Origin of the sequence: Pandoraea sp. PE-S2T-3, assembly GCF_002179965.1 — a bacterium.
Classification (GTDB): Bacteria; Pseudomonadota; Gammaproteobacteria; order Burkholderiales; family Burkholderiaceae; genus Pandoraea.
Genome location: NZ_NGUQ01000035.1, coordinates 352,174 through 377,476 on the forward strand (window position 1 = coordinate 352,174; position 25,303 = coordinate 377,476).

At 62.5% G+C, this 25,303-nt stretch carries 20 protein-coding genes; 10 read left to right on the plus strand and 10 right to left on the minus strand.

Annotated elements, in window-relative coordinates; translation table 11 throughout:
* Positions 1-158 precede the first annotated feature (158 nt).
* Together CDV46_RS22015 and CDV46_RS22020 are read right to left on the minus strand one after the other, a co-directional pair.
* Positions 159-1,055 (minus strand): polyprenyl synthetase family protein, encoded by an 897-nt coding sequence (locus CDV46_RS22015; protein WP_254916157.1) that lies wholly within the window; start codon positions 1,053-1,055, stop codon positions 159-161.
* 82 nt (positions 1,056-1,137) lie between these two features.
* A complete protein-coding gene (locus CDV46_RS22020; RefSeq protein ID WP_087724979.1) occupies positions 1,138-1,404 on the minus strand; it encodes an exodeoxyribonuclease VII small subunit in 267 nt (88 codons plus the stop codon).
* Positions 1,405-1,633: 229 nt separating this feature from the next.
* Here CDV46_RS22020 and CDV46_RS22025 point away from each other — a divergent pair, with 229 nt between their 5' ends.
* The 3 genes from CDV46_RS22025 (at position 1,634) to CDV46_RS22035 (ending at position 4,881) form a co-directional block, all read left to right on the plus strand.
* Positions 1,634-2,749: an aromatic ring-hydroxylating oxygenase subunit alpha gene (locus tag CDV46_RS22025; RefSeq protein WP_087686871.1), complete on the plus strand. Its 1,116-nt coding sequence runs from the start codon at positions 1,634-1,636 to the stop codon at positions 2,747-2,749.
* Between the two features lie 340 nt (positions 2,750-3,089).
* Positions 3,090-3,944, plus strand: coding sequence for a DMT family transporter (locus CDV46_RS22030; RefSeq protein ID WP_087724981.1), 855 nt, complete (start codon positions 3,090-3,092; stop codon positions 3,942-3,944).
* Positions 3,945-3,996: 52 nt separating this feature from the next.
* On the plus strand, positions 3,997-4,881 hold the full coding sequence (locus CDV46_RS22035) for a sulfurtransferase (RefSeq protein WP_087686869.1): 885 nt from the start codon (positions 3,997-3,999) through the stop codon (positions 4,879-4,881).
* A gap of 194 nt (positions 4,882-5,075) precedes the next feature.
* Here CDV46_RS22035 and CDV46_RS22040 read toward each other — a convergent pair whose 3' ends face one another.
* From CDV46_RS22040 to polA, 4 genes are all read right to left on the minus strand, one after another.
* The gene (locus CDV46_RS22040) at positions 5,076-5,939 is read right to left on the minus strand and encodes a ZIP family metal transporter (protein ID WP_087686868.1); all 864 of its coding nucleotides are present in this window, start codon (positions 5,937-5,939) and stop codon (positions 5,076-5,078) included.
* 177 nt (positions 5,940-6,116) lie between these two features.
* The gene (locus tag CDV46_RS22045) at positions 6,117-6,992 is read right to left on the minus strand and encodes a dienelactone hydrolase family protein (RefSeq protein ID WP_087724983.1); all 876 of its coding nucleotides are present in this window, start codon (positions 6,990-6,992) and stop codon (positions 6,117-6,119) included.
* A 288-nt stretch (positions 6,993-7,280) separates the two neighbouring features.
* Positions 7,281-8,708 (minus strand): NAD(P)/FAD-dependent oxidoreductase, encoded by a 1,428-nt coding sequence (locus tag CDV46_RS22050; RefSeq protein ID WP_087725089.1) that lies wholly within the window; start codon positions 8,706-8,708, stop codon positions 7,281-7,283.
* Between the two features lie 242 nt (positions 8,709-8,950).
* Positions 8,951-11,689, minus strand: coding sequence for a DNA polymerase I (gene polA, locus CDV46_RS22055; protein WP_087724985.1), 2,739 nt, complete (start codon positions 11,687-11,689; stop codon positions 8,951-8,953).
* Between polA and CDV46_RS22060 the strand changes: the two genes are divergently transcribed.
* A complete protein-coding gene (locus tag CDV46_RS22060; protein ID WP_058377961.1) occupies positions 11,690-12,424 on the plus strand; it encodes a TIGR00730 family Rossman fold protein in 735 nt (244 codons plus the stop codon). It abuts the gene before it with no gap.
* Between the two features lie 87 nt (positions 12,425-12,511).
* Here the strand turns inward: CDV46_RS22060 and CDV46_RS22065 are convergent, their stop codons facing one another.
* On the minus strand, positions 12,512-13,756 hold the full coding sequence (locus tag CDV46_RS22065) for a YeeE/YedE family protein (RefSeq protein WP_087724987.1): 1,245 nt from the start codon (positions 13,754-13,756) through the stop codon (positions 12,512-12,514).
* Between the two features lie 359 nt (positions 13,757-14,115).
* Here CDV46_RS22065 and CDV46_RS22070 point away from each other — a divergent pair, with 359 nt between their 5' ends.
* From CDV46_RS22070 to CDV46_RS22080, 3 genes are all read left to right on the plus strand, one after another.
* Positions 14,116-14,484, plus strand: a complete 369-nt coding sequence (locus CDV46_RS22070) for a hypothetical protein (protein WP_087686864.1) — start codon at positions 14,116-14,118, stop codon at positions 14,482-14,484.
* 159 nt (positions 14,485-14,643) lie between these two features.
* A complete protein-coding gene (locus CDV46_RS22075; protein ID WP_087686863.1) occupies positions 14,644-15,615 on the plus strand; it encodes a homoserine kinase in 972 nt (323 codons plus the stop codon).
* A gap of 31 nt (positions 15,616-15,646) precedes the next feature.
* Complete coding sequence (locus tag CDV46_RS22080; RefSeq protein WP_058377958.1) at positions 15,647-16,456, plus strand: BPSS1780 family membrane protein; 810 nt, start codon at positions 15,647-15,649, stop codon at positions 16,454-16,456.
* Between the two features lie 78 nt (positions 16,457-16,534).
* Here the strand turns inward: CDV46_RS22080 and CDV46_RS22085 are convergent, their stop codons facing one another.
* Entirely contained in the window at positions 16,535-18,856 is a 2,322-nt protein-coding gene (locus CDV46_RS22085) for a UvrD-helicase domain-containing protein (protein WP_087724989.1), read from the minus strand.
* Positions 18,857-18,966: 110 nt separating this feature from the next.
* Between CDV46_RS22085 and CDV46_RS22090 the strand changes: the two genes are divergently transcribed.
* Positions 18,967-21,828, plus strand: coding sequence for a valine--tRNA ligase (locus CDV46_RS22090; RefSeq protein WP_087724991.1), 2,862 nt, complete (start codon positions 18,967-18,969; stop codon positions 21,826-21,828).
* A gap of 29 nt (positions 21,829-21,857) precedes the next feature.
* Positions 21,858-22,742 (plus strand): UTP--glucose-1-phosphate uridylyltransferase GalU, encoded by an 885-nt coding sequence (galU, locus tag CDV46_RS22095; RefSeq protein ID WP_058377955.1) that lies wholly within the window; start codon positions 21,858-21,860, stop codon positions 22,740-22,742.
* A 143-nt stretch (positions 22,743-22,885) separates the two neighbouring features.
* On the opposite strand, the gene CDV46_RS22100 is transcribed toward galU, so the two are convergent.
* Positions 22,886-23,113, minus strand: coding sequence for a sulfurtransferase TusA family protein (locus CDV46_RS22100; protein WP_058380179.1), 228 nt, complete (start codon positions 23,111-23,113; stop codon positions 22,886-22,888).
* A 102-nt stretch (positions 23,114-23,215) separates the two neighbouring features.
* A complete protein-coding gene (locus CDV46_RS22105) occupies positions 23,216-23,746 on the minus strand; it encodes an NUDIX domain-containing protein (RefSeq protein WP_058377954.1) in 531 nt (176 codons plus the stop codon).
* Between the two features lie 202 nt (positions 23,747-23,948).
* Here CDV46_RS22105 and CDV46_RS22110 point away from each other — a divergent pair, with 202 nt between their 5' ends.
* Complete coding sequence (locus CDV46_RS22110; RefSeq protein ID WP_441339353.1) at positions 23,949-25,274, plus strand: chloride channel protein; 1,326 nt, start codon at positions 23,949-23,951, stop codon at positions 25,272-25,274.
* The last annotated feature ends 29 nt before the right edge of the window (positions 25,275-25,303 follow it).

Genomic DNA, 25,303 nt, shown 5'->3' on the forward strand with positions numbered 1-25,303 from the left:
TGCCCTTGCTTGTCACTACCGCAGGCGGCTCCGGGTCCCGTAATCCTCAGCCGAAACCGCCTCTAAATCTGTTCACTTCATGCTTGAGCAGCTTTTCGCCACTCCTGATAGTTCACGGGCGTTACCGACTGAAGCCGGAAGATCTGCCCTACTCACCATCAGTTGATACGATCGACCACGTAATCGGCCAGCGCACGAAGGCGCTCGGCGTTACCCAGCGATTCACTGGCCTTGTGGGCATCCGCGCGCAACTTCTCGGCGTAGCCACGTGCCCCATCAAGCCCCATCAGCGATACGTACGTCGGCTTGTCGTTGGCGGCATCCTTGCCAGCCGTCTTGCCGAGCGTGGCCGAATCGGCCGTCGCGTCGAGAATGTCGTCCACCACCTGGAATGCCAATCCGACCGCCGCCGCATATGCGTCGAGTGCCGCGCTTTCGTCATCCGACAGAGCGCGGCCGCAGATCGCGCCCATACGCAGCGAAGCCCGCAGCAACGCGCCGGTCTTCAGGCGATGCATATTTTCGAGTTGCGACTGGTTGAGCTCGATGCCGACGCTCTCCAGATCGATGGCCTGGCCGCCGGCCATGCCGAGCGCGCCTGAGGCGACCGCCAGTTCACGCACCAGCGCGAGCGATTGTGCTGCGCTCAGGTCCGAGGTGGCTTCACCGAGCAACGCGAACGCCTGCGTTTGCAGTCCGTCACCAGCCAGCAAGCCCGTGGCTTCGTCATATTGCACGTGCACGGTCGGCTTGCCGCGACGCAGATCGTCGTCGTCCATGCACGGCAGATCGTCGTGCACGAGCGAGTACGCGTGAATCATTTCCACCGCGCTGGCCGCCCGGTCGAGCGCCGCTTCGCTGGCCTGCGTCACTTCACCGGCAGCAAAGCAAAGCAGCGGACGCACACGCTTGCCGCCACCGAGTACTGCGTAACGCATCGCGTCGTTCAGTCGTGCCGAGCCGCCATCGGCAGCCTTGGGCAACGCGGCGTCGAGCGCCTCTTCTACACGAGCCTGCACAGCCTGCATCCAGGCCTTGATATTCTGATCCGCCATCGTCTTCATCCTGCACGTACCGGTCCGGCCGTGCGTGTTATGGGTCGCCATGCGGCGTAATTCGGCGTAATTCGCGCGCCTTTTATTCGTCGCGGTCCGCCTCGAGCGGCTTCAATGTTTCGCCCTCGAGCACCTTGACCTGCTGCTCAACCTTTTCGAGCAGACCCTGGCAGTATTTCACCAAGGCCGCGCCACGCCGGTATGCCCCCAGCGATTCCTCCAGACCCAGCTCGCCCCCTTCCATCCGGCCGACGAGCTGTTCGAGCTCGGCGAGTGCGGCTTCATAGGTTTCGGGCAGGTCTTGCGGCACCTCAGGTGCCGCGTCTTGCGACTTTGCAGTCTTGGCCATAAACGCAAAATTCGGGTCGAATGTTCCATTTTACGGCAAAAGCGTCTCGGCTCGCAGAGCGCGAATCGCTTCAAAAGCGCAAGTGATGACATTTTTCGGACAATATTTAACGCAAATCATGGACTTAGCGGCCGCTTGACGCGCATACCGGGTATAATCGTCGGTTCCCCTAAATCGATTTTTCGATGGTTGGGTTGTTCACTGCTTTCCAAGCTCGACGGGAGTGGGAATGTCCAATCTAAGCAGCGCATTGCAATTGAAACCGGCCTCGAGCCAACTGCCGGTCTACACGTACTTCGACGAGGCCCTCCTGGCCCGCGAGCGTGAAGCCCTTTTCCAGCATGGTCCCCGCTACGTGGGCCATGAATTGATGATCCCGGAAGCCGGCGATTATTTCGCCCTTCCGGCCGAGCAGGAAGGCCGCATGCTGGTCCGCAACGGTGCGGGCGAGCACGGCGGCATCGAACTGCTCTCCAACGTCTGCCGCCACCGCCAGGCGGTCATGCTCAATGGCCGTGGCAACGCGCGCAACATCGTGTGCCCGCTTCACCGCTGGACTTACGACACGAAGGGCGAACTGCTCGGCGCGCCGCATTTCCCGGAAAAGCCCTGCCTGAATCTCAGCAAGTTCCCGCTGCAACGCTGGAATGGCTTGCTCTTCGAGGCAGAAGGCCGCGATGTGCAGGCCGATCTCTCGCGCCTCGGCGTGAAGCACCATCTCGACTTCTCGAACTTCATGTTCGATCACGTCGAAGTGCACGAATGTAACTACAACTGGAAGACGTTCATCGAGGTTTATCTCGAGGACTATCACGTCGTACCGTTTCACCCCGGCCTCGGCAGCTTCGTCTCGTGCGAGGACCTGAGCTGGGAGTTCGGTGACTGGTACAGCGTGCAGACCGTAGGCGTGCATGAAGGCCTGGGCAAGCCGGGCAGCCCGATCTACCGCCAGTGGCACGACGTACTGCTGCGCTACCGCGAAGGCGTACCGCCGGACTTCGGCGCGATCTGGATGGTGTACTACCCCCATCTGATGATCGAGTGGTATCCGCACGTGCTGGTGGTGTCGTGGCTGATTCCGCGTGGCCCGCAGAAGACGACGAACATCGTCGAATTCTATTACCCCGAGGAAATCGCCCTTTTCGAGCGCGAATTCATCGAAGCGGAACGGGCGGCGTACATGGAAACCGCGCGCGAAGACGACGAGATCGCCGAGCGCATGGATGCCGGACGCCGCGCGTTGTACGAACGCGGCGTATCCGAAGTCGGACCGTACCAAAGTCCGATGGAAGACGGCATGCAGCACTTCCATGAATTCCTGCGGCGCCAGATGGGCGATTTTTGAGCCATTGCCCACAAAATCTCATCTGGTGAGACAGCCATGTCGCGCGCGAGAGACTGAATTAAATATTTGCCGAAATAAGTGAAGACGGCGGGCCAAGTGCCCGCCGTTTTCGTTAGAATCGTCGCCATGCTTTCGATAAGTACCGGGCGACGAAAGCATCAGGAGACGCAGAGCTCTGAGGAGACAACCGCACGCCAGCACGGCTATCAGCATGGCCGCATGACTTCTGCATCGCTCCCCTCGATCTCGCCTGCCTGTCTTTCCCTGCGCCAGCCGGTCAGTTACGCGCAGATACGCTCCCGATAGCTACTCATCGCCGATCCATCGGCCACAATTCGCCATGCAATCGCTCTGGATGTTGGTCTCCGCCTTCATGTTCACGTTGATGGGGCTCTGCATCAAGCTGGCGGCAAACGAATACAACACCGGCGAAATCGTCCTTTACCGCAGCCTGATCGGCGTCATCGTGCTGCTGGCGATCGCCGGGATGCGTGGTCAGACGATCCGCACGCGCCACTTCGGCTCCCACGTCAAACGCAGTACCGCCGGCGTGATCTCGCTCGGACTCTGGTTCTACTCGCTCACCCAGTTGCCGCTCTCGACGGCCATGACGCTCAACTACATGTCGCCGATCTGGATCTCGCTGATCGTGATGGCGACGGCGGCCATGCGCGGCAGCCTGCGCACCGATTTCCGGCTGGTGGCGGCCATCTTTGCGGGGTTTGTCGGCGTCGCGCTGTTGTTGCAGCCCACAGTCGACAGTCAGGCATGGGGCGGCGGGGTCGCCGGTGTGATCTCCGGGATGTTCTCCGCCATCGCCTATATGCAGGTGAAGGATTTAGGCGCGGCCGGCGAACCGGACTGGCGCATCGTCTTTTACTTCTCTGCCGGGGGTGTCTTGCTGGGGTTGGGCTGGGTGGCTATCGAAGGCTTGCACCCGCTGACCTGGCGCGGCACCGGCCTAATGCTGGCCATCGGCATCGCCGCACTCATTGCACAAACCGCGCTCACACGGGCGTTCAGCCTCGGCAATACACTGGTCACCGCGAATCTGCAATATTCCGGCGTAATCTTCGCTACACTGATCAGCATGCTTGTCTGGGACGATTGGCCCGCGCTGGCTGGCTGGATCGGCATGCTGCTCATCGTGGCGAGTGGCATGACCGCCCTGCGCCGGCCCACGACCACTTCCTGAGTGGCCGTCGCGGCTTCGCCCGCCCTCCCCCACGCCCGCCTGCGGAGACGTCATGGTTCACACCCACTTCACCACGCTCATCAGCCCGCAAAATCTCGACGCACTGATGCAAACGGCCGCCGGTGGCGGCGCCCCGGTGATCATCTTCGATTGCCGCTTCGATCTCGCCAACCCGGCGGCCGGCGAAGCCGCTTACGTAGAAGGGCACATCTTCGGTGCGTTTTACGCGCATCTCGAACGCGACCTGTCCGGTAAGCCCACGGGCAAGAACGGCCGTCACCCCCTGCCCGATCGCGACACCCTGATCCGGCATCTGGCCGCGTGCGGCTTGTCGAAGGGGCAACAGGTTGTTGCGTATGACGCACAGGGCGGCATGTACGCCGCCCGCTTGTGGTGGCTGCTGCGCTGGCTGGGCCACGAGTCGGTAGCGGTGCTCGACGGTGGCCTGCAAGCCTGGGAAAGCGCCGGCTTCAAGCTCGACGCCGCCCCACCTGAAGCGCCGCCCGAAGGCGACTTCACGCCGGGCGAGCCGCTGGCCACCACCGCAGACGCGGCGGCGATCGAGCGCAATCTCAGCTCGCACGAGCGGTTGGTGATCGACGCCCGTGCCCCGGATCGTTATCGCGGCGAAAACGAAACGATCGACCCGATCGGCGGACATATTCCGGGCGCAGCGAACCGATTCTTCAAAGACAACCTCGGCGCAGACGGCCGGTTCAAGTCAGCCGCAACGCTGCGCGAAGAATTCATTCAGGTCATCGGCAAGGACCGCCTGCCCGAGCGCGTGATTTCGCAGTGCGGCTCAGGCGTGACTGCCTGCCATAACTTGCTTGCGATGGAAGTCGCCGGTCTGCATGGCGCCAGCCTGTATCCGGGATCGTGGAGCGAATGGTGCGCCGACAAGCGCCGCCCCGTGTCGACGGGCGCGCAACCCTGAACCGGATGATGTCGATACCGGCTCAGCCTTGCTGAATGCAGGAATAAAAAGAGCATCCCTCGGGATGCTCTTTTTACTTTGCGGGACACTGCAATGATCGTTCGAAACCCGTATGACCGTGAGGGCCGCACCGCCGATCTCCCGCATGCGGCCGACGTCGCCTTGATCTACGTGCTTCGCACCCGGTCAGGCAGTTACTGCCCCGCCGGCTTCGCCGTGTCGTGACCACCGACCAACGCCAGCGCACTGCCACCGCCGTCATGGTCGTGCCCGTGACCATGCTCATGGTCGTGACCATTCAACCAGACCACCAGTGCCAGCCCCACGGCGATCAGCAGGATCTGCGGCAAGGCGTCCCGTGGTGACGTGCGGCGCTGCATCTGCGGCATCAGGTCCGATACGGCGATGTAGATGAAGCTGCTTGCCGCCAGGGCCAGCAGGTACGGAATCAGGCTCTGCAAGCGGTCGAGCATGAAGTAGCCGAGCACGCCGCCAGCCAACGCCGTCAGGCTCGATGCCAGTGTGAGCACCAGCGCCTTGCGACGTTTGAACCCCGCGTTGAGCAGCACCATGAAGTCGCCCAGCTTATGCGCCACCTCGTGCACCGTGATCGACACGGTGGCGGCCACACCCAGCCTCGGATCGGTCAAGAACGCAGCCGCAATCACCACGCCATCGGCGAAGTTGTGAATCGCACTGCCCACGAGAATCATCCAGCCGCCCTTGCCCGCCTCATGCGCGTCGTGGCCGTGCTCGTGATGATGTCCGTCGCCTTCGTGATGGTGGCTGTGACGCAGCAGCGCCAGCTTCTCCAGCAAGAAGAACCCAAGTAAGCCGCCCAGCAGCCAGCGCGTGATGATGTGGGCGTCGACGTGCGACTCCAGACTCTCGGGCAGCAGATGCAGCAACGCCGTGCCGAGCAGCACGCCCGCCGAGAAGCTGACCATCTTGTCGATAAGCCGCGACAGCAAGCCCAGCGAGAGCGATGCCGCACCGGCGAGACTCAGCACACCCGAGGCAAGCGTGGCGATGAAAATGAAAACAAGCGTGGCGTCGATGGTGGTTCTCCCGCAGGCAAGCCGGCGATTTAACCAGCTTTTCCGTTGGCAGGCAAACCATCGTCGCTACGCGCCACGATGGTTTGCCCGGCAGAGTGCTTGGTACGGCCTCGCGTGGCTTGATGTGGCTTGATGTGGCTTGATGTGGCTTGGGATGGCCCCGGCGTGCAAGGCCAATCAGGCTACGCCATGCTTGCGGAACCATTCGAGCGCCTTCGCCCAGCCCGCCTTGGCGTCGGCCTCCACATAGCTGGCACGGTAGTCGGCGAAGAACGCGTGGCCCGAGTTCGGGAACACCACCAGCTCCGAGGCCTTCGACGCCGCGTTGCCCTTGGCAAGGGCCGCGCGCGCCTGCTCGACGCTGGCCACTGGAATGCCGGTGTCCTTGCCGCCGTACATACCGAGCAGCGGCGCATGAAGCTGGCCGGCAATGTCGATCGGGTTGCGCGGGAAGCTGGCGCTCGGATCGCCCACGATACGCCCGTACCACGCAACGGCAGCCTTCACGTTCGGGTTGTAGGCGTCGTACAGCCAGGTAATGCGGCCACCCCAGCAGAAGCCCGTGATCCCCAGACGCTTCTCGTCGCCGCCATTGGCCGTGGCCCACTTCACCGTGGCGTCGATGTCGGTCAACACTTGCTGATCGGGCGTCTTGGAGACGATTTGCGACTGGATCTCAGCGATGGTGCCCAGCGATTGCGGATCACCGGCGCGCGCAAACAATTCCGGGGCCAGCGCGAGGTAGCCCAGCTTGGCAAAGCGGCGGCAGATATCGGCGATGTGCTGGTGCACCCCGAAGATCTCCGAGACCACGATAATCGTCGGCAGATGGGTCTTGCCCGCCGGCTTGGCGTAGTACACCGGCATCTTGATGCCGGGCACATCGAGCATGACCTCGCCCGCGTCGAGCCCCTGTGTGTCGGTGGTGATGGTTTCGGCCGCCACCGGCAGCACCGCCAGTGCGAACGCCGACCCGACGGCCGTCTTCAGAAAATCGCGCCGGTTACGGGGCGCCACTTCGGGCACGAGACTATCCAGATCTGCTTGCGACATGTCGCACTCCAGGAGAAGAGCAGTGGGTAATGAAAACGGAGGAAAACGAGGGGAACCGAAGATAAACGACTGAACAGCCCGGAACGGCCTCGAACAGTCGCTACGCGCCATTGATTCCAGGCGCGACAGTACGTTCGGATATTACTAGAAAGTGTGCAGAACTTGCACTCGGAGAGAACCTCGCCAGCACTCGGAAGTGTCCGAATTTTGAACAGATATCTGGCGAAGCAGCAGCGATGATGCGGCCACACGAGGCCGCATCTGCCGCATCTGCCTCAATGGGCAACGTTAGTGCAGTTTCACGCGCGGCACCGTCGAGCGGCGCAGGCGATTGGCCACAGTGTCGAGCATCATGCGCCACACGCCGTGCAGCGCCGCCACGTGCATGCGATAGAGCGACGTGTACATCACCCGCGCGAACAGGCCCTCGATGAACATGCTGCCGCCGATGAGCCCGCCCATCAGGTTGCCCACCGCGCTGAACTTGCCCAACGAGACGAGCGAGCCGAAGTCACGGTAGGTGAACGTCGGCAGGCTTTGCCCCTTCAACCGCGCGTCGATCGCCTTGACCAGAAAGCTCGCCTGCTGGTGAGCGGCTTGTGCACGCGGCGGCACGAAGCCGTGATCGGGCCACGCACAACTGGCGCAGTCGCCGAACGCGAAGATATCCGGATCGGTCACGCTTTGCAGCGTCGGCTGCACTTCGATCTGATTCAGGCGATTGACCGCGAGTCCCAGTGTGCCCAGCACGGCGGGTGCCGTGATGCCCGCCGACCACACGGTGATATCCGCAGGCAGCACTTTGCCTGCCGTGGTCGTCACTTCGTTCGGGCGCACTTCCGCCACCGAATCGCCACACAGAATGTCGACATCGAGCTTGCCGAGCAGACCGGCCACTGCGCTCGACACGCGCTCCGGCAACGCCTTGAGAATGCGCGGACTCGATTCGATGATCGTGATGCGCACGTCCTTGCGGGGATCGAGCTTCAGGCCGTAAGAGCGCAACACTTCAGCGGTGTTGCGCAGTTCCGCCGAAAGCTCCACGCCCGTCGCCCCCGCGCCCACGATCACCAGATTGACCTTGCGGCGATCCTCGGCACTGATGGCATTGCTCGCAGTGCTGGGCGTATTCAACAACGCGCCCGTAGCCGCCCCGGGCGAACCCACCTCGGCGGGCGGTGTCACGGCCGCAGCCTTGGCAACCACAGGCACCACCGGCGTCTGCGCCGCATTCTGGGCACGCACGCAGGCCGCCATCAAGCGGCGACGGAAGCGCTCCGCCTGTTCGACGGTATCGAGTGCGATGGTGTTTTCCTGCGCGCCCTTCACGCCAAAGAAGTTGGTCGTGCTGCCGATGGCGAGCACCAGCGTGTCGTAGGGCAGCGTACGCTCGGGCAGCAGATCGCCCTCGCCTTCGTCAGCCGCGGCAGGAAGCGCGGCGAGCCGGATCGTTTTCGCCGCGCGATCGAGACCGATCATCTCGCCGGCAGCGAATTCGAAGTGATGCCAGTTGGCTTGCGCAACGTACGAGAGCTGATGCGTCGCCGTGTCCATCACGCCGGCTGCGACTTCATGCAGCAGGGGTTTCCAGATGTGCGACATCGAACGATCGACCAACGTAATCTGAACGTCCTTGCCACGCCCGTACTTGTCGCCCAACCGGGTAACAAGCTCCAGACCGCCGGCACCACCGCCGACCACCACAATACGATGCACACTCACGATAACTCCCCGTGCTTGGAAAACCGTCCGGCCGGTCGGCACTTGTCCGCCCGGCAATAGCGATCACCTTACCGCAGAGTGCGGTCATAGGGTATGGCTCAATCCCTATTTCCGCTATTGCGCAACCGTTGCAAACCCCTACCGGCCCCATTGCTGGGCTCATGTTGAGCCCGTACAAACGCCTTCAAAAGCCATGTAAAACCGATTCAAAAACCGCTTAAAACTGGCTCAAAAAATCAGTGAGCCTGTTCCCAGTTCTCACCCACGCCCACCTCGGCCACCAGCGGCACGCGCAGCTTCGCCACGCCGCACATCAGCTCCGGCAAGCGCTTTTTGACTTCTGCCAGCTCGTGATCCGGCACTTCGAGCACCAGTTCATCGTGCACCTGCATGATCTGACGCGTTTGCAAACCGCTGTCGTCGAGCCAGCGCTGCACCGCAATCATCGACAGCTTGATCAGGTCGGCCGCCGTGCCTTGCATCGGTGCGTTAATGGCCGCGCGCTCAGCCGCCTGACGGCGCGGCCCGTTGCCGCCGTTGATGTCGGGCAGCCACAAGCGGCGACCGAATACCGTTTCGACGAAACCGCGCGCCTTGGCGCTCTTGCGCGTCTCGTCCATGTAGCGCGCCACGCCCGGATAGCGCATGAAATAGCGGTCGATGTATTGCTTGGCCGCGTCACGCTCGATGCCGAGATTGGCCGCCAGACCGAACGCGCTCATGCCGTAGATCAGGCCGAAATTGATGACCTTGGCGTAGCGGCGCTGCTCCGACGACACTTCGAGCGGCGTCACCGCGAAGATTTCGGCCGCCGTAGCACGGTGAATGTCCTCGCCATTGGCGAACGCACGCAGCAAGCTCTCGTCGCCCGAAATATGCGCCATGATGCGCAATTCGATCTGCGAATAGTCCGCCGACACCAGTTGACTGCCCGGCGGCGCAATGAACGCCTCGCGAATACGGCGCCCTTCAGCCGTGCGCACCGGAATGTTCTGCAAATTCGGATCGTTCGATGCGAGCCGGCCGGTGATGGCTACCGCCTGCGCATAGTTCGTGTGCACGCGCCCCGTGTTCGGGTTCACCATCTTCGGCAGCTTGTCGGTGTAGGTCGACTTGAGCTTGGCGAGGCCCCGGTTCTCCAGCAGCACCTTCGGCAGCGGATAGTCCTCGGCAAGCTTCTGCAAGACCTCTTCGTCGGTTGACGGGGCACCGCTGGCGGTCTTCTTGACGACAGGCAGTTGCAGTTGCGTGAAGAAAATATCGGCGATCTGCTTGGGCGAATTCAGATTGAACGTCTGGCCGGCCAGCGCGTAGGCCTCGGCTTCAAGCGTCACCAGTCGGCGGCCAATTTCGTCACTCTGCGCCGCGAGCTTCGCCGTATCCACCAGCACGCCGTTGCGCTCGATGCGTTGCAGCACGCGTGCGGTCGGCATTTCGATATCGGCGTAGACGAATTCAAGCGTCGATTCGCGCGCCAGATCCGGGAACAGGGCGCGGTGCAACCGCAGGGTGATGTCGGCGTCTTCGGCGGCGTACTGCGTCGCCTGCTCCACGCTGACTTCGTCGAAACCGATCTGCTTCGCGCCCTTACCGCACACGTCTTCGTACTTGATCGTCGTCACGCCCAGATGGCGCGACGCGAGGCTATCCATATCGTGGCTGCGGTGCGATTCCAGCACGTACGATTCGAGCAACGTGTCGTGGGCAATACCGTTCAGATGGATGTCGTAGTTCTCGAGCACATGGGCGTCGTACTTGAGGTTCTGCCCGACCTTCTTGTGGGCAGGGTCTTCGAGCCAGCCCTTGAGGCGCGCGAGCACTTCGTCGCGCGGCAGTTGTTCGACTTCGCCCGGTGCGCGGTGAGCGACGGGAATATACGCGGCACGGCCCGGTTCGGTCGAGAACGACAGGCCCACCAACTGTGCCTGCATGGCGTCGAGCGACGTGGTTTCCGTATCGAACGCAGTGAGCTCGGCGGCTTCGATGATCTTCATCCACGCGTCGAACTGTTCCCACGTGAGCACCGCTTCGTAGTGGCGCTCAAGCGTATCGGCTTGAGGTGCAGGCGCATCCTCACCGGCCTTCACGGCGACGGCCGCCTCGGCTTCGCGCAGCAGCGTCTTGAAGCCATGGCGTGCGAAGAAATCGCGCAGCGTTGCCGTGTCTTCCGGCTGGGTTTGCAAGCTGGCTTCGATGGAAGTCACTTGCGGCGTGAGATCGCAATCGAGCGCGACGGTCACGAGCTTGCGGCCCATCGGCAACCAGTCGAGCGCGCGGCGCAGATTCTCGCCGACAGCGCCCTTCACTTCTGCCGCGTTCGCCACGAGATTGTCGAGGTCGCCGTATTGCGTGAGCCACTTCACGGCCGTTTTCGGGCCGCACTTGTCGACGCCCGGCACGTTATCGACGGTATCGCCGACCAGCGTCAGGTAGTCGACGATGCGCGCGGGCGGCACGCCGAACTTGGCTTCGACCGCCGGGGCGTCGAGCGTCTCGTTCGTCATCGTGTTCACGAGCGTGACGCGATCATTCACCAACTGCGCGAGATCCTTGTCGCCGGTAGACACCACCACGCGCATGCCGAGTTCGGACGCGCGCTTGGCCAGCGTGCCGATCACGTCGTCGGCTTCCACGCCGTCGATCATGAGCAGCGGCCAGCCCATGGCACGCACCGCTTCGTGAATCGGTTCGATCTGAACGCGCAGGTCGTCGGGCATCGACGGACGGTTCGCCTTGTACTCGGGGTACCAGTCGTCGCGAAACGTCTTGCCCTTGGCGTCGAAAACGCAGGCGCTATACTCTGCATGTACATCTTTACGCATGCGACGCAGCATGTTGACGATGCCGTGGAGCGCGCCCGTGGGCTCGCCATTGGGGCCGCGCAAATCCGGCAGGGCGTGATAGGCTCGATAAAGATAACTCGAACCATCGACCAATAAGAGCGTCTTACCTTCCAGACTTTGCTGTTCCGACATATGACCAAGAGAAGAAAAGTGATACCGAGTCTGCGCATGCTGGCAGACCATGAGCGCGCCACAGCCAAGAAGGCGCGCGCGTCGTGGCAGATGTTCACGATTATGGCAGAGTTCATTGAGGCGACCGAGTACCTGTCCGAGATCCGGCCGGCCGTGAGCATCTACGGCAGCGCGCGCATCAAACCCAAGTCGCCGTTCTACAAACTGACGATGACCATCGCCCGCAAGTTCTCCGACAGCGGCTTTGCGGTGATCTCCGGCGGCGGCCCCGGCATCATGGAAGCGGCCAACAAGGGCGCGCACGGCGGTGCCTCGCCGACGGTGGGCCTGAACATCGAGCTGCCGCACGAACAGAAGGGCAATCAGTACCAGGACATCTCGCTGCGTTTTCGGCACTTCTTCACGCGAAAAGTCACGTTCGTGAAGAACTCCGATGCGTTCATCATCATGCCGGGCGGCTTCGGCACGCTTGACGAGTTGTCCGAAGTGCTGACGCTCATCCAGACGCAGAAATCGCGCCACGTGCCGGTGATTCTGGTCGGCACGGAGTTCTGGAAAGGGCTGCTCGACTGGGTGCGCTCGACGATGCTGCCGATGGGCCTGATCGGCGAGAAGGATCTCGATCTGGTGCAGGTCATCGACGATCCCGACGAGATTCTCAAGGCCGTGTTCGACTTCTACGACGGACACATCGAGCCAGAGACCGAGACGAGCGAGAAGATGTTCTATCTGTAACGCTTTCCCGGAAGCTTCGATGCTTCAAAAGAAAACGGCGCCGCAAGGCGCCGTTTCTCATTCTGCCAAGCCGCTCAGACGGCTAGCTCAGCAGCCGGTCTCGCGCGGCGTGGTCTCGACTTCCAGCCCGAAGAAGGGACGCAGGCGCGTGCCGAACACGTTGCCGAAGAACGCCGCCACCAACCACAGCCAGCCGTGCAGACTGCCCGAGATGATGCCGCTGAAGTACGCGCCGATGTTGCAGCCGTACGCCAGACGCGCGCCGTAGCCGAGCAGCAAGCCGCCCACGACCGCCGCGAGCAGCGAGCGCACGGGAATCTTCCAGATCGGCGCAAACTTGCCGGCAATCGAGGCGGCGGCCAGTGCGCCGAGGATGATGCCGATGTCCATCACCGTGGTGACGTCCTGCGCGACCGGTGCGTTAAGCACAGCCGTCTGTTTAGCCCAGTACGGCCACGACGCCACGTCCACACCCATCGCCATGAAGGCCTTGGCCCCCCACAGGGCGAATGCCGACGTAACACCCCACGGACGGCCAGCCAGCGCGAGCGTTGCGAAATTGAGCAGCACGAGGGCCAGCGCACCCCACAGCAGCGGCCACGGACCGCGCAACAGGGCGGGACGGCCCTTGGCGCTTTGCGTCATCGGCACACCGACCACACGGCCATGACGGCGCTTCTCGGCCCACAACGTGAACGCGCCGATAGCGGCGAACAAGGCGAGATTGGCGATCAGTGCCGGCCACAGGCCCCACACCTTCACCAGCGACACCGGCTTGATGTGCGGCAGCGATTCCCACCACGGCAGGTGCGCCGTTGCCACCACCGAGCCGACGATGAACGCCGCGAGCGTGACGATCATTCGTGTGCTGCCACCGCCTACGGTGTAGAGCGTGCCCGATGCGCACCCGCCGCCGAGCTGCATGCCCACGCCGAAGATAAACGCCCCGAACGCCACCGATACGCCTACCGGCGAGACCAGCCCCACAACCTTGTTGCCGAACAACGTCCCGTCGGCCAGCGCCGGAAAGAAGAGCACGACGCCGACGGCGAGCATCACCATCTGCGCGCGCAACCCGGCGCCGCGACGGTCCGCGATGAACACGCGCCACGCCGACGTGAAGCCGAATGCGGCGTGATAAAGCGCAACGCCAAGCAGCGCGCCAACACCGGCGAGGGCGGCTTGCTTCGGCCCAACCGTGGCTTGCAGATAGGCGATGCCGATGGCAATCAGTACCAGCGCAATGGCCAGCGGACGTGCGTTATACGACGTAGGGGACGACGGCGAAGGGGGCGCCGTTTTGACGGCGGCCGAGGCGGCGGAAGACGACATGGCTTGCAAACTCCGAAAATGCAGATGGGTGGCACCGGGCCACCCATTGAGACAACTTCGCAGCATGCCAGAACCCTTCGCCCTCGAAAACGAACGATTCGTGATTCCCTTATAAGCTCAGGTAATAAGTAAATCGCCGGAATGCACTTCGGTTTCGCAGCGTGGCACGCGCGCTGTTGTTATCAATTGTGAAGAAACACGCTGAAACTGCCTGAACGCAAGCAACCACGGTGCTTGGCGCCATATTTCACGATGCGAAGTAAGGCACGTTTGATAGAATGCACATATTGGAACCCATTGCGTCGGCACGCCGCACAGCTGCCCCGGCACGGATGCGTTCCCGCCCTCGGAGAATAATGATGAAAACGCTCTTGTCACGCGCCCTCCCCCTGGCCCTTGGCGCCAGTCTGCTGTTCGCCGGTCAGGTTTTCGCGCAGGACACCAACGAGACTTCCGCGCAAGCCGCCAAACGCGAAGCTGACGCGCGCGCTGCGGCCACCAGCACGTCGACGGTCGACGTCAATCAGGAACGCAAGCCGAGCTTTTACGTCGACGACAAGGGCACCACCGTGACCGAGTACCGCGATCGCGGCAAGCCCACCGAAATTGACGTGCATTCGCGCTTCGGCACCAATTACCAACTCACCACGCCGCAGGACAATGCGCCGAAGATCCGCGACAACACGTCGCAAACCGATCGTCTGCCTTCGGTTGGCCTGAAGTTCTGATACCTGCCGCAGGGGTCTCTGCCGAGACCTCTGTTATCCTGCCCCACTCACCGCTGCCACGCGGGCGCCAATGTTTTCCGCCCGCGCCGCAGCTTTCGCCAAGCGGCCCGTTGCACGTGCGCGGGCCGTTTGTTTGAGTCTTATCCACCCGACGCACGCATGGCCGTTTTCACTTCCGTCTCGCCCGAGCAGCTCGATCAGTGGCTGCAACGCTACGATTTGGGGAAAGTTCTCGACTTTCGGGGCATCAGCTCCGGTATCGAGAACACCAATTACTTCCTGACCACCGAGCGTGGCGAGTTCGTCCTCACGTTGTTCGAGAAGCTCACCGCCACGCAATTGCCGTTCTATCTGCAATTGATGGGGCATCTGGCCCACCACAGCGTGCCGGTGCCCGACCCGATTCCGGATCGTACGGGTGAGATTCTCGGTGAGTTGAATGGCAAGCCTGCCACCATCGTGACCAAGTTGGCGGGCCGTTCGGAACTGGCGCCCACGCCTGCGCACTGCGCCCACGTTGGCGCCATGCTCGCGCGCATGCACCTGGCGGGTCGCGACTACACGCTGGAGCAGGCCAATCTGCGCAGCTTGCCCTGGTGGCGCGAAGCGGCTCCGGCCGTCAAGCCATATCTGAGCGCCGCAGAACTCGCGCTGCTGGAAGGCGAGATGGCGCATCAGGAAGCGTTTTTCGCCAGCGACGACTATCGCGGCATGCAGTCAGGACCGTGCCATTGCGACCTGTTCCGCGACAATGTGTTGTTCGACAAGGACGAAGCGGGCGAACCGCGTCTGGGCGGCTTCTTCGACTTTTACTTTGCCGGCTGCGACAAGTGGTTGTTCGATCTTGCCGTGACCGTCAACGACTGGTGCTGCGATCTGACGACGGGCGTTCTCGACGACGCCCGCGTGCACGCGATGCTGCGTGCCTATGAGACCGTGCGCCCGCTCACGGACATCGAGGCGTCGCACTGGCGCGACATGCTCAGAGCGGGTGCGCTGCGCTTCTGGCTCTCGCGCCTGTATGATTTTCATCTGCCGCGCGCGGCCGAGATGCTGAAACCGCATGATCCGGGGCATTTCGAACGAATCCTGCGCGAACGCATCGAAGCCGTTTCCATTCCCTGGCTGTGACCCGACGCCCAATCGGAGCAAATCGAACCCTATGCAATTGCTTGAAGTCCCGCCGAAGAGTGGTTATGTGTGGCTGCGCCAGGGTATCTGGCTATTCCGCAAGAACCCGCTCGCCATTCTGACGCTGCTCTTCGCCTATCTGTTCGGCGTGATGCTGCTCTCGATCCTGCCGGTCGTGGGCGCGTTTTTGCCGCTACTGTTCATTCCCGGCCTGTCGGTCGGTTTTATGGCGGCGTGTCGCGACATCATCAAAAACAAGCCTGTCCTGCCGCCTGTGCTGCTCGACGGGTTCCGCGGCCACGGCAAGGACGTCGCGCGCCGGCTGCTCGCGCTGGGCGGTTACTACATCGCCGCGATGATCGTGGTGTTTCTGTTCTCCGCGCTCTTCGACGACGGCGATCTGCTGGGCAAGATGCTGTTCGGCACTCGCATCGACGAAGATTCGCTCGTGGGCGGCTCGATGCCGCAGGCCATGCTGGCGGCAGCCGTCGCCTACGTGCCGGTCGCGATGGCGTTCTGGTTCGCGCCGGTGCTCGTGGCTTGGCATGACGTCTCCCCCGTCAAGGCCCTGTTCTTCAGTTGGACCGCTTGTGTGCGCAACATCCGCGCGTTTGTCGTCTACGGCATCTGCACGGCGCTCGTCGCTACGGTGCTGCCGGTAATCATCGCGCTGGTCATGACGGTGATTGGGGCAGGCAAGTACGCGATGATCGTGCTGATGCCCTACTCGATCCTGTTCACCGCCGTGCTGTATTGCTCGTTCTATGCGAGCTACCGCGGCTGCTTCGGCGTGCAGGAGATCGGCGCAATCGATCCGAACGTAGCACCGCCGGAGGCGTAAGCCGCCGACGCAAGTCAGTGCAAAACAAAGGGCACCCTCGGGTGCCCTTTGTTCATCTGCGAAGGTACACGCAAACGATCATTCGATCGGCTGAAGCTTCGCCACGGCCAGTGCCAGCCACTTCTCACCGTGACGGCCGAACTTCACATGCGCACGCGCTTCATCGCCCGCGCCTTCCAGCCCGATGATCTTGCCTTCGCCGAACTTGGTGTGGAATACGCCCTGCCCGACCTTGAAGCCGGTCCCGGCCGAGCGGGAACGGTCCGCCAGCGCCTGCTCCGACTTCGTGGCTGCCCATTCTTCCTGACGCGGCGCACTCACCTGCGGACGCGAGAACCAGTCACGCCCCCACGCCGGTTCGGTTTGCGCCGCACGCGCGCCCGGCTGGGCACGCGGCGTCAGAAACTTCAGCACTTCCTCGGGGATTTCTTCGAAGAAGCGCGAGCGCACGTTGTAGCGCGTCTGGCCATGCAGCATGCGGCTTTGCGTGAACGACAGATACAGGCGCTCCTTGGCTCGCGTGATTGCCACGTACATCAGACGACGCTCTTCTTCGAGCCCATCGAGCTCCTGCGCGCTGTTTTCGTGCGGGAACAGCCCTTCTTCCAGCCCCGTGACGAAGACGGCCGTGAACTCCAGCCCCTTGGCGGCGTGCACGGTCATCAGTTGCACGGCGTCCTGCCCGGCTTCGGCCTGATTGTCACCGGCCTCGAGCGAGGCGTGCGACAAGAAGCCCGCCAGCGGCGTCATCTCCACCGGCGTATCGGCATCGACCACGCCATCGGGCGACGCCAGCACATCGGGCGCGCCCGGCAACGCGGGGCGCATGGCGATCAGGCGGGCCGGGGCGTCCAGCCCATAGCCTTCTTCCGCGATGAACGCCGTGGCCGCGTGTACCAGTTCCTGCAAGTTCTCGATGCGGTCCTGACCTTCCTTTTCCGACTGGTAGTGCGTGATCAGCCCGCTCGCATCGACCACATGCGTCACCACCTCCGGCAACGTCAGGCGCTCCGTCTCACGGCGCATCTGTTCGATCAGGCGCACGAACGCCGTCAGATTGGTGCCTGCCTTGCCTGTCATATAGGGCACGGCGGCGTACATCGAGCAGTTGTACAAACGCGCCGCGTCGGCCAGTTGTTCGAGCGAGCGAGCGCCGATACCGCGCGTCGGGAAGTTGACCACCCGCACGAACGCCGTGTCGTCGTTCGGATTCTCGATGAGGCGCAGATAGGCGAGCGCGTGCTTCACTTCCTGACGCTCGAAGAAGCGCAGGCCGCCGTACACGCGATACGCAATGCCCGCGCCCACAAGCGCATGTTCCATCACGCGCGACTGCGCGTTACTGCGATACAGGATGGCGACATCCTGCCGCGACAGCCCTTGCGCCACGAGCGCCTTGATTTCCTCGACCAGCCAGCTCGCTTCCTGAAGATCGGTTGCAGCCTCATAAACGCGAATCGGCTCGCCATGCCCCGCATCGGTGCGCAGATTCTTGCCCAGACGGCGGGCGTTGTTTGAGATCAGCGCGTTGGCAGCGTCGAGAATATTGCCATGCGAACGGTAGTTCTGCTCCAGCTTGATCAGGTGCCGAACGCGGAATTCGCGCTCGAAGTCGGCCATATTGCCGACGTTGGCACCACGAAACGCGTAGATACTCTGATCATCGTCGCCCACGGCGAACACGGCGCTGTTGCCGCCCGCCAGCATCTTGAGCCACGCGTATTGCAGCTTGTTCGTATCCTGAAACTCGTCGACGAGAATGTGGCGGAAGCGCGTCTGGTAATGCACCCGCAGCGGTTCGTTGTGCTTGAGCAGCTCGAAACAGCGCAGCAGCAGCTCGGCGAAATCGACCACGCCCTCGCGCTGACATTGCTCCTGATACGACGCGTACAGCTCGACAAACTTCTGGTTGAAGGCGTCGTTGGCCTCGACCTCGTGCGGGCGCAGGCCCTGCTCTTTGGCGTTATTGATGAAATACTGGAGATTCTTGGGCGGAAACTTCTCGTCGTCGACATTGGCGGCCTTCATCATCCGCTTGATGGCGGAGAGCTGGTCGGCCTGATCGAGAATCTGGAAGCTCTGCGGCAGCCCGGCGTCGCGAAAATGCGCGCGCAGCATCCGGTTACACAGCCCGTGGAAGGTACCGATCCACATGGCGCGGGGGCTGATCGGGAGCATCGCGCCCAGACGCGCCTGCATTTCCTTGGCGGCTTTGTTCGTGAAAGTCACTGCCAGAATGCCGGCGGGGCCCACGTGGCCCTGCTGGATCAACCACGCGATACGGGTGGTCAGCACGCGCGTTTTGCCGGAACCCGCACCCGCGAGAATCAGGGCAGGCTCGTCGGGCAGGGTCACGGCGGCCAGTTGTTCCGGGTTCAGATTAGCTAGCAAATCGGGCATGTCGGGAATGTTTTTCGAGTGAAGCCCGATTATAAATCCTGCTGCGGCGCGGAAAACGCCCCGAATCTTTTATAATTCAAGGTTTCACGCATTACACGGTCATCCAATCCATGAGCGACAGCGACAATACGCTTGCCAAGAGCTTCGAGCCGCAGGACGTCGAAGCCCACTGGGGCCCCGAATGGGAACGCCGGGGCTATGCCCGGCCGACGTTCGACGACGCCCGCGAAGATTTCAGCATCCAGTTGCCGCCGCCGAACGTCACCGGCACGCTGCACATGGGGCACGCGTTCAACCAGACGATCATGGATGGTCTGACGCGTTATCACCGCATGAAAGGCGCCAATACCCTCTGGGTACCGGGCACCGACCATGCGGGCATTGCCACGCAGATCGTCGTCGAGCGCCAGCTCGATGCCCAGAAAGTCTCGCGCCACGACCTCGGCCGCGAGAAGTTCGTCGAGCGCGTGTGGGAATGGAAAGAAAAGTCGGGCAACACGATCACCGGCCAGGTTCGCCGCCTGGGCGCCTCGATCGACTGGAGCCGCGAATACTTCACGATGGACGACAAAATGTCCCAGGCCGTGCGCGACGTCTTCGTCACGCTGCACGAGCAGGGGCTGATCTATCGTGGCAAGCGTCTCGTGAACTGGGAATCGACCCTGCTCACGGCCGTGTCCGATCTGGAAGTGGTGAGCGAGGAAGAAGAAGGCTCGCTGTGGCACATCCGCTACCCGCTGGCTGACGGTTCGGGCTCGCTCACGGTCGCGACCACGCGCCCGGAAACGATGCTGGGCGACGTCGCGCTGATGGTTCACCCGGAAGACGAGCGCTACAAGCACCTGATCGGCCAGATGGCCAAGCTGCCGCTCTCGGACCGCGAAATCCCGATCATCGCCGACGACTACGTCGATCTCGAATTCGGCACGGGCGTGGTGAAAGTCACGCCGGCGCACGACTTCAACGACTACGCAGTCGGTCAGCGCCACAACCTGCCGCAGATCAGCATTCTCACGCTCGACGCGAAGATCAACGAGAACGGCCCGGAAAAGTACCGTGGCCTCGATCGTTTCGACGCGCGCAAGCAGATCGTTGCCGATCTGGATGCCCAAGGCCTGCTCGAATCCGTCAAGGCGCACAAGCTGATGGTGCCGCGCAGCGACCGCACGGGCACGGTCATCGAGCCGATGCTTACCGACCAGTGGTTCGTGGCGATGAGCAAGCCGGCGCCGGAAGGTACGTTCCATCCGGGCAAGTCGATCACCGAAACCGCGCTCGACGTCGTCCGCAGCGGTGAAATCAAGTTCGTGCCCGAGAACTGGACGACCACGTACAACCAGTGGCTCGAAAACATTCAGGACTGGTGTATCTCGCGTCAGCTCTGGTGGGGCCACCAGATTCCGGCGTGGTACGACGATGCGGGCAACGTCTACGTCGCACGCTCGGAAGAAGAAGCCATCGCCAAGGCGAGCGCCGCCGGCTACACGGGCGCACTCAAGCGCGACGAAGACGTGCTCGACACGTGGTTCTCGTCGGCGCTGGTGCCGTTCTCGTCGCTGGGCTGGCCGCAGGAAACGCCGGAACTCAAGCACTTCCTGCCGTCGTCGGTGCTCGTGACCGGTTTCGACATCATCTTCTTCTGGGTGGCGCGCATGGTCATGATGACCACGCACTTCACCGGCAAGGTGCCGTTCAAGACCGTGTATGTGCACGGGCTCGTGCGTGATGCCGAAGGCCAGAAGATGTCCAAGTCGAAGGGCAACACGCTCGATCCGATCGACATCGTCGACGGCGTGACCCTCGACGCCTTGCTGGCCAAGCGCACCACGGGGCTGATGAACCCGAAGCAGGCCGCGACCATCGAGAAGAAGACGCGCAAGGAATTCCCGGAAGGCATCGCGCCGTTCGGCACCGACGCGCTGCGCTTCACGTTCGCGTCGATGGCCACGCTGGGCCGCAACATCAACTTCGATCTGGCCCGCTGCGAAGGCTATCGCAACTTCTGCAACAAGCTCTGGAACGCCACGCGTTTCGTGCTGATGAATTGCGAAGGTCAGGACTGCGGCATGGCCCCGTGCGTGGGCGACTGCGGCCCGGAAGGTCAACTCGATTTCTCGCGCGCCGACCGCTGGATCGTGTCGCTGTTGCAGCGCGTGGAAGCCGACGTCGCGAAGGGCTTTGCCGACTATCGTTTCGACAACATCGCCACCACGATCTACAAGTTCGTGTGGGACGAGTATTGCGACTGGTACGTCGAACTGGCCAAGTGGCAGATTCAGAACGGCACGCCGGCGCAGCAACGCGCCACGCGCCGTACCCTGCTGCGCGTGCTGGAGACCGTGCTGCGTCTGGCGCACCCGGTGATTCCGTTCATCACCGAAGCGCTGTGGCAGAAGGTGGCACCGCTTGCCGGGCGCTACCCCGCCGACAAGGCACCGGGCGAAGCCAGCATCATGGTGCAACCGTATCCGGTAGCCGATGCCAGCAAGATCGACGAGAGCGACGAAGCGTGGATGCAGCAGTTGAAGGCCGCTGTCGACGCGTGCCGTAACCTGCGCGGCGAGATGAATCTGTCGCCGGCACTGCGCGTGCCGCTGCTGGTCGCGGGCGACGTCGACTTCCTCAAGTCGATTGCCCCGTATCTGCAAACGCTGGCCAAGCTTTCCGAAGTGCAGGTGCTGGCCGACGAGGCCTCGCTTGACGCCCAAGCCGCTGGCGCACCGCTGGCCATCGTGGGTGCCAACAAGCTAGCGCTGAAGGTGGAGATCGATGTCGCCGCGGAACGCGAACGCCTCGGCAAGGAAGTCAAACGCCTTGAAGGCGAGATCGTGAAGTGCCACGGCAAGCTGTCCAATGAGAGCTTCGTGGCACGCGCCCCGGCTAACGTGGTGGAACTTGAGAAGCAACGATTGGTCGACTTTGAAGCGGTTCTCGGCAAATTGCAGGCCCAGCTCGCCCGCCTGCCCGCCTGAGATCTGCGCTATCCAAGAGGGAGATACCAATGAAAACAGTTGTCACCAAAGCCGTTTTCCCCGTTGCGGGCCTCGGCACCCGATTCCTCCCGGCGACCAAGGCGAGCCCGAAGGAAATGTTGCCGGTCGTCGACAAGCCACTGATTCAGTACGCGGTCGAAGAAGCGGCAGCGGCCGGCATCACCGAGATGATTTTCGTCACGGGTCGTAACAAGCGCGCGATCGAAGATCACTTCGACACCGCGTTCGAACTCGAATACGAACTCGAAACGAAGCAGAAGCTTGCACTGCTCGACGCCGTGCGCTCGATCAAGCCCGCGAACGTCGATTGCTTCTTCGTGCGCCAGCCCAAAGCACTGGGTCTGGGTCACGCCGTGCTGTGTGCAGAAAAGCTCGTGGGCGACGAGCCGTTCGCGGTCATCCTCGCCGACGACTTGCTCGACGGCGAGCCGCCCGTGCTCAAGCAGATGGTCGATCTGTACAACCAGTATCACAACTCGATCATCGGCGTTGAAGAGATTCCCATCGAGCAAAGCCGCTCCTACGGCATTGTCGAAGGCAAGGAATGGGGCGAGACTGACATCGTCAAGCTGACCAACATCGTCGAGAAGCCGGCACCGGAAGTCGCGCCGTCGAACCTCGGTGTGGTGGGCCGCTACGTGCTGCGTCCGCGCATCTTCGATTGCATCCGTGAAATCGATCCGGGCGCAGGCGGTGAAATCCAGCTGACCGATGCCATTCAGAAGTTGCTGCACGACGAAGTCGTACTGGCCTATCGCTACAAGGGCACGCGTTTCGATTGCGGCAGCAAGCTGGGTTACCTGAAGGCGACGGTGGAATTTGCGCTGCGCCACCCGGAACTGAAGGACGCTTTCCGCGAGTATCTGCGCGATACGCACGGCGACCTCAAGTGATGTGAGTGCAGGGTCTGGACCGGTGAGGTGTTATCAGCAAGGTCACCGGCAGGATCAGCACCCATGAAAAAGCCGACGGCATGTCCGTCGGCTTTTTTGTGTCTGCTGCGCCTGAGATAGCTTGATGGCGCGGCGGTTGCCGCTTAACGGCGGCGCATCAGGAAGTAGAAGGTCTTTTCTTCTTCACGCGATTCGAGCAACTCGTTGCCGGTCTGTTTTGCGAAAGCAGCGAAGTCGCGCGCCGAACCCGGATCCGTTGCCACGATGCGCAGGACTTCGCCGCTCTGCATGTCGGCGAGTGCCTTCTTGGCGCGCAGAATCGGCAGCGGGCAATTCAGGCCGCGTGCGTCGACTTCTTTCTGGAATTCCATGCTCATGTCCCTCTTGTCGGTCTCATTCGTATTTTCTGCCGGGCGTTGCCCGGAAACGTCGATTCTACCGTAGTCGTCGCGCGCACACCGTGGCGCACGATCTCAACCGGCAATCGACAACCGCGCCGACTCCACGTATTCGACCGGCAGATTACGCCGCCGCAACCATTCCGCCACCGCGTGCCCCGTGCCTGCGGGCCATGGACGCACTTGCTCCGGTGCGACCAGACGGAATTCCGCGAGCTCTTCCGAGAGAAGAATGTCGCCATCGCACACCGCGTGATAGGCGATGATCAGCTCGTTCTTGCGCATGAATTCGTAGACGCCGAGCAGCGAGATCGCGTCGGTTTCGAGATTGGTCTCTTCCTTGATCTCGCGACGGATACCGTCTTCGGGCGTTTCGTCGCGCTCCAGAAAACCGGTGATCAGCGCGAACATGCCTTCCGTCCACGCGGCATTGCGGGCCAGCAGAATCTGTCCGCGATACTCGACGAGACCCGCCACGACCGGCAGCGGGTTATCCCAGTGGACGAAAGCGCAAGCCGTATCGGGACATGCCCGGCGAATGCGCCCGGCAACATCACGTGAGTCGAGCGGGGAGGCACAGCGGGGACAAAAAGTGAGTTCGTTCATGATCGTTCTTCGGCGAATCCGAATATCTTAAATGAACTCATGACGCGCTGCACATTCGGTAATTTCCGGGACGTAGCGGGCCGGCGTCCCGAAATCCGAAGCGTATAATCGGCCGACGTCTTTCAACATTCGCCCCCGCCCCGTGTCAGACACCCCCCCCGCTTCCGAGGCGTCTTCACCGCCCCCCAGCGCGCCACCCAGCGTGCCCCCTGCGGCCTCGCTCCCTGTGAGAATCGCACGCACCGGCGCCCATCGTTCGCGCCGTCTGTGGCACAACTACGGCGTGTTCTGGCTGGGCGCGGTGCTCGTCGGTCTGGTGTCGGTGGCCTATGCGAAGCTGGTCGATTTCGGCTTCGAATTGTTTCAGCGCATGCTGGCGCACGGCTTCTGGCTGCCGCTGATCGTGACGCCCTTGGGCGCTGCGCTCGCCATCTGGCTGACGCAAAAATTCTTCAAAGGCTCGGAAGGCAGCGGCATTCCGCAGGTCATCGCCACGCTTCAGGACGGCCGCCTCTCCCGCTCGCTGCTGACGCTGCGCATCATGTTCGGCAAGATCGCGATCTCGTTTCTCGGCATCCTGTGCGGCTTCACGATCGGACGTGAAGGCCCGACGGTGCAGATCGGCGCATCGCTCATGTATGCGATGCGACGCGGCTACCGTCGCAGCAGCGCTCACATTGAACGGCAGTTGACGCTGGCAGGCGCGGCGGCCGGGCTCGCGGCAGCCTTCAACACGCCGCTCGCCGGGGTGGTCTTCGCCATCGAGGAATTGAGCCGCAGTTTCGTGGCGCGCAACAGCGGCACGTTGATCACCGCGATCATCTTCTCCGGCGTCGTCGCACTCGGCTTGCAGGGCAACTATCTCTACTTCGGGCAGATCAAGGCGATCAGCGAGTTTCAATGGACGCTGATCCCCGTGCTGATCGCTGCGAGTCTGCTGACCGGGGTGGCAGGCGGCGTGTTCTGCTGGCTGATGCTTAACGTGCCACGCTGGATGCCTGCGTCGCTCGTGGGTATGCGGCGCGCGCATCCGGTGCGCTTTGCCTTCCTGTGCGGGGTCGTGATTGCCGTGATCGGCATCGTCTCTGGCGGCACCACCTTCGGCAGCGGTTACGCCGAGGCACGCGGGCTGCTCGAATCGCACGAAGCGCTCTCGCCGCTCTATGCGCTGCTGAAATTCGGCGCGTTGTCGGTGTCGTATCTGTCGGGCATTCCGGGCGGCATCTTTGCCCCGTCGCTCGCGATCGGCGCCGGGCTCGGCAACGTGATGTCGCACGTCACGGCCGTGGTGCCGTTACCCGCAATGGCCGCGCTGTGCATGGTGGGATATCTGGCGGCAGTGACGCAATCGCCGATCACGTCGTTCGTGATCGTCATGGAAATGATCGACGGCCACCAGATGGTCATCCCGCTGATGGCCGTTGCGTTGCTCGCCACGCAAGTCTCGAAGGCGTTCTCGCCGTCGTTCTATCACACGCTCGCGCACCGCTTTCTCACGCCGGAGACGCCGGCAACGCCGAAGGGTTAGGGCGCCAGGCGCATCCCTCTCCCGACACG

Excerpts from the sequence above, each read along its gene's own strand:
- CDV46_RS22070 (WP_087686864.1), top strand. The coding sequence starts at position 14,116 with ATGAAAACGCTCTTGTCACGCGCCCTCCCCCTGGCCCTTGGCGCCAGT.
- CDV46_RS22020 (WP_087724979.1), bottom strand. The coding sequence starts at position 1,404 with ATGGCCAAGACTGCAAAGTCGCAAGACGCGGCACCTGAGGTGCCGCAA.
- polA (WP_087724985.1), bottom strand. The coding sequence starts at position 11,689 with ATGTCGGAACAGCAAAGTCTGGAAGGTAAGACGCTCTTATTGGTCGAT.
- CDV46_RS22080 (WP_058377958.1), top strand. The coding sequence starts at position 15,647 with ATGCAATTGCTTGAAGTCCCGCCGAAGAGTGGTTATGTGTGGCTGCGC.
- CDV46_RS22025 (WP_087686871.1), top strand. The coding sequence starts at position 1,634 with ATGTCCAATCTAAGCAGCGCATTGCAATTGAAACCGGCCTCGAGCCAA.
- CDV46_RS22045 (WP_087724983.1), bottom strand. The coding sequence starts at position 6,992 with ATGTCGCAAGCAGATCTGGATAGTCTCGTGCCCGAAGTGGCGCCCCGT.
- CDV46_RS22015 (WP_254916157.1), bottom strand. The coding sequence starts at position 1,055 with ATGGCGGATCAGAATATCAAGGCCTGGATGCAGGCTGTGCAGGCTCGT.
- CDV46_RS22085 (WP_087724989.1), bottom strand. The coding sequence starts at position 18,856 with ATGCCCGATTTGCTAGCTAATCTGAACCCGGAACAACTGGCCGCCGTG.
- CDV46_RS22030 (WP_087724981.1), top strand. The coding sequence starts at position 3,090 with ATGCAATCGCTCTGGATGTTGGTCTCCGCCTTCATGTTCACGTTGATG.
- CDV46_RS22060 (WP_058377961.1), top strand. The coding sequence starts at position 11,690 with ATGACCAAGAGAAGAAAAGTGATACCGAGTCTGCGCATGCTGGCAGAC.
- CDV46_RS22065 (WP_087724987.1), bottom strand. The coding sequence starts at position 13,756 with ATGTCGTCTTCCGCCGCCTCGGCCGCCGTCAAAACGGCGCCCCCTTCG.
- CDV46_RS22035 (WP_087686869.1), top strand. The coding sequence starts at position 3,997 with ATGGTTCACACCCACTTCACCACGCTCATCAGCCCGCAAAATCTCGAC.
- CDV46_RS22105 (WP_058377954.1), bottom strand. The coding sequence starts at position 23,746 with ATGAACGAACTCACTTTTTGTCCCCGCTGTGCCTCCCCGCTCGACTCA.
- galU (WP_058377955.1), top strand. The coding sequence starts at position 21,858 with ATGAAAACAGTTGTCACCAAAGCCGTTTTCCCCGTTGCGGGCCTCGGC.
- CDV46_RS22100 (WP_058380179.1), bottom strand. The coding sequence starts at position 23,113 with ATGGAATTCCAGAAAGAAGTCGACGCACGCGGCCTGAATTGCCCGCTG.
- CDV46_RS22090 (WP_087724991.1), top strand. The coding sequence starts at position 18,967 with ATGAGCGACAGCGACAATACGCTTGCCAAGAGCTTCGAGCCGCAGGAC.
- CDV46_RS22075 (WP_087686863.1), top strand. The coding sequence starts at position 14,644 with ATGGCCGTTTTCACTTCCGTCTCGCCCGAGCAGCTCGATCAGTGGCTG.